Origin of the sequence: Mesorhizobium sp. M6A.T.Cr.TU.014.01.1.1, assembly GCF_004022765.1 — a bacterium.
Lineage (GTDB): Bacteria > Pseudomonadota > Alphaproteobacteria > Rhizobiales > Rhizobiaceae > Mesorhizobium > Mesorhizobium mediterraneum.
In genome coordinates, this window is sequence record NZ_RZPG01000027.1 from 89635 (window position 1) to 96248 (window position 6614).

3 protein-coding genes are annotated in these 6614 nt (G+C 63.5%); 1 reads left to right on the top strand and 2 read right to left on the bottom strand.

From position 1 onward, the window contains the following. Window positions 1–16 precede the first annotated feature (16 nt). A complete protein-coding gene (locus EN885_RS26105; protein ID WP_128243598.1) occupies window positions 17–1510 on the top strand; it encodes an aldehyde dehydrogenase family protein in 1494 nt (497 codons plus the stop codon). Window positions 1511–1674: 164 nt separating this feature from the next. Here the strand turns inward: EN885_RS26105 and EN885_RS26110 are convergent, their stop codons facing one another. Next, entirely contained in the window at window positions 1675–3384 is a 1710-nt protein-coding gene (locus EN885_RS26110; protein ID WP_128243599.1) for an APC family permease, read from the bottom strand. A 394-nt stretch (window positions 3385–3778) separates the two neighbouring features. Next, on the bottom strand, window positions 3779–6148 hold the full coding sequence (locus EN885_RS26115) for an aminomethyltransferase family protein (protein ID WP_128243600.1): 2370 nt from the start codon (window positions 6146–6148) through the stop codon (window positions 3779–3781). Window positions 6149–6614: the final 466 nt, after the last annotated feature.

Here is a 6614-nt window from a genome sequence, read left to right on the forward strand (position 1 = left end):
GCTGGAGGAGGACGTCATGACCATAGCTCAGACATCGGTGTCACTGCGCCGGCCGATCGACGGTCGCCATCGCCAGATGTTCGTCGATGGCGCCTGGGTCGACGCCCGCTCGGGCCGCACCATGGAAACCCGCAATCCGGCCACCGGTGCGGTCATTGCCACGGTGCCGCGCAGCGATCGCCAGGATATCGAGCTGGCGGTGGCCGCGGCGCGCAAGGCCTTCGACGGGCCGTGGAGCCGGTTCAAGCCCTATGAGCGGCAGGTGCTGCTCCTCAAGATCGCCGACCTCTTCGAAAAACATTGGGAGGAGATCAGCCGCTCGGACACGACCGACATGGGCATGCCGATCGTGCGCACCCGCGCCAACCGCAACCGTGTCATCGGCATGCTGCGCTATTACGCCGGCATGGCGACGTCCCTGCATGGCGAGACGATCGAGAACTCGCTGCCGGGCGAGATCGTCTCCTTCACCCGCAAGGAGCCGGTCGGCGTCGTCGGCGCCATCATCCCCTGGAACGCGCCGACGGCCGCATCAATCTGGAAGATCGGGCCGGCGCTGGCCACCGGCTGCACGGTGGTGCTGAAACCTTCCGAGGAAGCGCCGCTGACGCCGCTGCTGATCGCCGACATCATGAACGAGGCCGGCGTTCCGCCAGGCGTCGTCAACATCGTGACCGGCACCGGCGCTGAGGCAGGGGCCGCACTTGCCGAGCATATGGGCGTCGACAAGATCGTCTTCACCGGCTCGACGGCAACCGGCCAGTCGATCGTCCGGGCGTCGGCCGGCAACCTCAAACGCGTCTCGCTGGAACTCGGCGGCAAGTCGCCGGTCATCGTCTGCGCCGACGCCGATCTCGACAGAGCGGTGCCGGTGGCGGCGATGTCGGTGTTCGCCAATTCCGGCCAGATCTGCATCGCCGGCTCGCGCCTGTTTGTCGAACGCTCCATCCATGACGAGTTCGTCGAACGGCTTGCGGCCTATGCCAAAGGTCTCAGGATCGGCGACGGCATCGACCCGGCGACCGAAATCGGCCCGCTCGTCTCCGAAAAGCAGCTGCTACGGGTCACCGGTTACCTCGAGGCCGGCACTGCGGAAGGTGCGACCCTCGTCACCGGCGGCACACGCCTTGTTGAGGGTGCGCTGGCCGCCGGCAATTTCGTCGCGCCGACGGTCTTTGCCGGTGTGTCGGACGACATGAGGATCGCGCGCGAGGAAATCTTCGGGCCGGTCATTTCGGCGCTGCCGTTCGATACGCTCGATGAGGCGATCGAGCGGGCCAACAACACGCCTTATGGTCTCGCGGCCGGGGTCTTCACCCAGAACGTTGCCACAGCGCACCAGCTTGCGCGGAAAATTCGCGCCGGCTCGGTCTGGGTGAACACCTACCACGCCATCGATCCGGCCGTGCCGTTCGGCGGCTACAAGATGAGCGGTTACGGCCGTGAGGGCGGCGCCGAGCACCTCGACGAGTATCTCAACACCAAGGGCGTGTTCATCAAGATCGACTGAGCAGTCCGCCGAATAGGCCCTGAAACGAAAAACCCGCCTCGGGCGGCGGGTCATCGGTGCCAATCGGCACTACAGCGAAATCATTAGCATAACTGCCGGCACAAAGCAAGAACAAAGTATGCAAGGGATCGAGCGCATCGCGCGCTTGATCCCTTCAGGCGGGGTCAGATGACGAACAACCAGTTGGCGAGCAGCATCACCACCACGCCGGCGATCAGCGTCAAATAGGGCAGGATGCCCGCCTTTCTGACCGCGAGATCGGACGACGTCATGCCGAGATCAGCCAGCATGTGGTCGGGGAATTTGCCCTTGTCCTGGATGTAATGCCGGAAGCAGAACACCGGGATGATGAGGGCAGCCGTGATCAGCCCTGCCCACAGCGCCATCGGGTTCCAGATCTTTGCACCGGCGCCCATGAAGATCATGTTCACATAGGCAAGGATGGCGCCGAGGCCAAGCAGCCAGCTCGGTGCCTTCCAAGACCGCGCGATATGGCCGTTGTCGATGCGGTGGATCCATCCGGCGTTGAGGTTGAGGAAGTTGAAGATGATGTATCCGCAATTCGACACGGCGAGGATGAAGAAGAAGCTGGTCGCATCGGCCGAAGCGATGGCCAGCACGAACAGATTGAAGATGAGGTCGGTCCACATCGCCCGCGTCGGGGCGCCATGCTCGTTGACGTGGCTGAGATAGCGCGGCAGCCAGCCATCGACCGAGCCCTGATAGAGCGTGCGCGAGGACCCCGCCATCGCCGTCATGATGCACAGCACCAGTGCCAGGATCATCAGCATCACCAGAAGGCTATGGATCAGCTGTCCGCCGCCGACCATGCCGGCCAAGGCATCGGCAACACCGGAGCCATCGACGATCGGGGTCGCCAGCATGCCGTTCAAGCCGAGCACGCCCTGGAAGGTGAACGGCACCAGGATGAACAGCAGCATGCACAGCAGGCCGGAATAGAAGATCGCCTTGAAGGTGTCGGTGCCGGGATTCTTGAACTCCGACGTATAGCAGACGGCTGTCTCGAAACCGTAGGTCGACCAGGCGGCGATGAACATGCCGCCGAGAACGAGGGTCCAGCCAGCGATGTTCCACGCCCCGGGCTCCGGCGCGTAGGCGGCAGCCAGCGGCACCAGTGGCGAAAAATTCGCCCAGTCGATCTGGCCGGTGACGATCGGCACGACGCCGACGATCAGCATCGGAATGATGACGAACAGGCCGATATATTTCTGCACATTGGCCGTGCCCAGGATGCCGCGATGCTGGATAGAGAAGATGATCAGCATCAGCACCGCGCCGATGAAGAATGTGGCGTTGAAGGTGAAGGAGACCGGACCCAGCGTGTGACCGTAGAGCGTCCAGTTGCGGATCGCCGGTGTGGCCGCCGCGGTCACCGCCGTGATGGCGTCGGCGGCACTCGTTCCGGCATTAGCCGCGATATAGGCGGCGACTTCCGGCGAGGTGTCGGTAAACAGCGGCACCGGCGCCAGCGCGTTGAGGATGTAGGCGGCGGCGATCGAGCAGCCGAGCGACAGCACCGGCGACCAGGCGAACCAGTTGCACCACACCGAAAGCGGCGCGATGAATTTGGAATAACGCAGCCAGGCGGTGGCGCCATAGATCGAGGCGCCGCCGGACTTGTTCGGAAACAGGCCGGCGATTTCCGCATAGGTGAACGATTGCAGGAAGCCCATGATCATGGACACTGTCCAGATTAGGAAGGCCAGCTTCCCGGTCGTGCCGGCAATGCCGCCGATCGAAAACAGCACAAGGGCGGGAACGCCGCTTGCCACCCAGAAGGCACCGCGCCAATCGATGTTCCGGTGCAACTTCCCTTCGGCAGCCGGCACCAAGGCAGAGACTATCGTGCTCATTTACGTGAATTCCCCATTTTTGATGTTCCCCATCGGCGACGGCCGACACCTCGCGATGCGTCACCGACGCACGCGTTGAACGACCTCAGGCATTTTCCGCTCAGTAGTATTTTTTTCTTGGCAGTGAAGATTGATCGGTCACGCTTTCACGTCAAGCGTTTTGTGAAACTGTGCACATCGCAGATGTGGAACACGCAAGCTTCTCGGCGTGCTGCACGACGGTGCGGCCTTTCCTTCTCCCCCTTGTGGGAGAAGGTGGCCGAGCGAAGCTCGGTCGGATGAGGGGTGTTCCAGCTTGGCACCGATAGCGCTCTGGCCAACACCCCTCTTCCGTCTCGGCGCTGCGCGCCGATCCACCTTCTCCCACAGGGGGAGAAGGCAAGGGGTGCTGCCGTCAGGAACGCGGTCTGATCTTTTGTGGGTCGTAATGGGCGAAGGCGACGACCCGCGCCGGCAGCCGCTTGCTGTGGCCGTCGAGCTTGCCGATCTCGACCCCGGTGCCGATGGCGGCATGGGTGACATCGAGCCTGGCCAGCGCGATGTTCTTGTTCAGCACCGGCGAACGCGTGCTCGAGGTGACCTCGCCGATCCGGGCGCGGCCGACATGGACGCAATCGCCATGGCCGACCGCGACATTGGCGTCGATGTCGAGGCCGACCAGCTTCTTCTGCGGGTTTTCCTTGCGCCGGATCAGCGCCTCGCGGCCGATGAAATCGTCGGCCTTGGTCTTCAGCGGCACGGTGAAGCCGATGCCGGCCTCGAACGGATCGATCTGGTCGGAAAATTCATAGCCGGCAAAGATCAGCCCGGCCTCGATGCGCACCATGTCGAGCGCCTGCAGTCCCATCGGCTTCAGGCCGTGCGGCCGGCCGGCCTCCCAAATGGCGTCGAACACCTTTTCGGCATCGCGCGGATGGCACCAGATCTCGTAGCCGAGTTCGCCGGTGTAGCCGGTGCGCGAGACGACGACCGGAATGCCGTTGTCACCGCCGATCCGCGCGACGGCGAAACGGAACCATTCGAGTTCCTCTATCGATGGCTGCAGCGGCGAGGTCCAGATGATCTCCTTGAGGATGTCACGGCTCTTCGGCCCCTGCACGGCGACATTGTGCATCTGGTCGGTGGACGAGCGCACCAGCAGGTTGAGGCCGAGCTTGGTCGCCGTGTCGCGCAGCCATTCGCCGGAAAGATCGTCGCCGCCGACCCAGCGGAAATTGTCCTTGCCGAGCCTGAGCAGCGTGCCGTCGTCGATCATGCCGCCATGCTCGTAGCACATGGCCGAATAGACGACCTGGCCGACGCCGAGTTTTTTCACGTCGCGGGTCAGGGTGTATTGCAGCAGCGCTTCGGAATCCGGGCCGGTGACCTCGAATTTGCGCAGCGGCGACAGGTCCATGATCACGGCATCTTGTCGGCAGGCCCAGTACTCGTCGATAGGACCCTCTTTGGCGAAGGAGTTGGCCAGCCAATAGCCCCTGTACTCGACGAAGTTGCGGGTGTGCTTGGCAAAGCTCGAATGAAAAGCGGTCTCGCGGGTCATTTTCGGTTCCGAATCGGGCGTCATGCGTCTGGCGATCGCTCGCGAGAATTTGTGCTGGCCGGAATAGGTCCGCACATGGATGTCGGTGAGGTTCCAGCCATTGGCCGGTGTCGTGTCGTCGGGGCAGGCGGACGAGACGCAGACGATGTCGGTGAGCGCCCGCAGCAGCACATAGTCGCCCGGCCGCGACCACGGCTCGTCCGACACCATGACGCCATGCGCGTCGATCGCCGTGTTGAAGAAGAAGTTGATTGCCATCCAGCCGGCGCGGGGGCTCACTCCCTTGTCCGACAGCGCACGGTTGAAATTCTCCGAGCAATTGGGGTGACCGGGATAGCCGATGTCGTCGTAATATTTGGCGGCGCAAGCGAGCGCAAACGCATCGTGCCGGCCGCATGTGTCCTGCACCACCTCGACCAGCGGCTCCATGTCCTGGTCGTAATATTTCGAGTGCAGGCCGGGCATCGGATAGCTCAAGCCCATCAGGGTGCGGGTGGTCGTCACGTCGAGCGGATGGTCGCGTCCCTTGTCCAGCTTGCGCGCCGAAAAGCACTGGAAGTCGGTGGATTGGCGCCCGTCGACATCGATGATCTGCAGATAGTCGCCCGCCTTGACGAAGTAGGATTCCGCGGTCGCCGAATGGACGCGCAGATCGAGCACCGGATCGGCGAGCGGATCGCCCAATTGCGACTTCGCCGTCGGACGGATCGTGGCGCGGCGGACGATGACGCTGAGCGGCGTCGCCGTGTCGTGTCCATCAACCAGCATCGGCCCGCCCGGGGCGGCGATCAGCATCGACCCGTCGCGGGCGACGGCAAAACCCTGTTCGGTGCCGGCAGGGGTGGCGCCGCCGAAGACGCGGACCGCCTTCGCCTGATCAAGCTGCACCTGGCGTCGCTCCAGCCCCCGGCGCAAGGAAGCGAGGCTGTCGTCGCCAACGGCCAGCAGCGCCTTGATGCCGGCGGCATTGCTGTTCGATTTCTCGCCTAGAATGTTGGGGTCGGTCGCGCCGCTCTTGTCCCATGCCAGCAGCTCGCAAGCCTGCCCGCCTTCGACATTGCGCACGCTGATCGTGTCGCCGGCCTCGATCTCGATGAGCACCGCGCCATTGCCTTGGACGCAATAGCGCTCCATGCCGGCCGGCAGCGCGATCTGGCCGGGCCGCAGGATCAGGCTCGGCCGGGGCGGTCCGGCTGCGACGGCGGGGTAGGGCGACTGGCTCATCTCGACCCTGTGTCTTGAGAAACAAGTTTGCCTGTGTGTGAAATTATTTTAGCAGCAAGAATAGGCGGCAAGGCCGGATTTGGCAAGGTGAAGGTGGCACGCCTGCTCTTCCTTCTCCCCCTGTGGGAGAAGGTGGCCGAGCGAAGCTCGGTCGGATGAGGGGTGCTCCAGCTAGGCATTGCCGCACTCCGTCCAACACCCCTCATCCGTCTTGGCGCTACGCGCCAATCCACCTTCTCCCACAGGGAGGGCTTTGCACGGGGAGCGAAGTGGATTTCGGTGGTCAGTGAGGGCCTTTTTGAAGGCCGGCAGAGCGGTTTTCCGCGGCCCTTGCGGGGCCTTTGTCGGTTTAGGCAGCCATCCTGCCGGATTGTGGACGCACTCCTCCCTCATGTCCGCCTCTCATCGGGTGGATAGAGGACGCCAATCATGGTGCGCAGATTGTAAGCGCAGGCGGCCAGTATGC

Bases quoted from the DNA above. Each gene is read 5' to 3' on its own strand.
- EN885_RS26105 (WP_128243598.1), top strand. From the start codon at position 17: ATGACCATAGCTCAGACATCGGTGTCACTGCGCCGGCCGATCGACGGT.
- EN885_RS26110 (WP_128243599.1), bottom strand. From the start codon at position 3,384: ATGAGCACGATAGTCTCTGCCTTGGTGCCGGCTGCCGAAGGGAAGTTG.
- EN885_RS26115 (WP_128243600.1), bottom strand. From the start codon at position 6,148: ATGAGCCAGTCGCCCTACCCCGCCGTCGCAGCCGGACCGCCCCGGCCG.